1 protein-coding gene is annotated in these 647 nt (G+C 70.2%); it reads right to left on the minus strand.

The window, feature by feature from the left end; all coding sequences use genetic code 11:
- Nucleotides 1-158: 158 nt before the first annotated feature.
- Nucleotides 159-647 (minus strand): rhodanese-like domain-containing protein (locus G6021_RS17600; RefSeq protein ID WP_241736604.1); only part of this gene is annotated, 489 nt, incomplete at its 5' end.

Here is a 647-nt window from a genome sequence, read left to right on the forward strand (position 1 = left end):
TGGAAGGCGCTTTTCTCCGGCGGGGCGCCGGTGTCGAGGTGAGATGAACGGTGGGGTGGGTCAGGAACGGGCGGGCAGCGAGCCCAGGACGGAACCGAGCCCGGGCTCGTCGGCCAAGCGGTTCCACGGCATCCTCGACAAGGACGCGGCCAGTCCACTCAGACGGTCGCGAGGTTCCGCTCGGACCAGGCGGCGTAACTGCCCTCGAGCTCGACGACCCGGTAGCCGGCGCGGCGCAGCGCGCTGGCCGCGACGGAGTTGCGGACCCCGCTCTGGCAGTAGGTCACGATGGGTCCGTCGGTGGGCAGCTGGTCGAGGTTCCAGAGCACGCGGCCGCCGCTGAGCTGCCGTGATCCCGGGATGTGGCCGTCGGAGTGCTCGGTCTTGTTGCGCACGTCCAGGACCATGGCCGAGTCGAACGAGGCGAGCTCGTCCGGCCCGATCATCTCGGGGGTCGTCGTGGGCAGGCCCTCGAAGCTGGTCGTGTATCCGGTGACCGTGTCGATACCGACCCGCATCAGGTGGTCGCGGTACTGGCCGGCGACCTCCTCGTCGGGGGCGAGGACGACCAGGGGGGTGTCCTCCTTCTCGGGGTCGTAGACCCAGGCGCCGAACGAGGCCGCCTTGTCGACGCCGGGGATGTTGAG

It is taken from the genome of Dietzia sp. CW19, assembly GCF_014145265.1.
GTDB lineage: Bacteria > Actinomycetota > Actinomycetes > Mycobacteriales > Mycobacteriaceae > Dietzia > Dietzia natronolimnaea.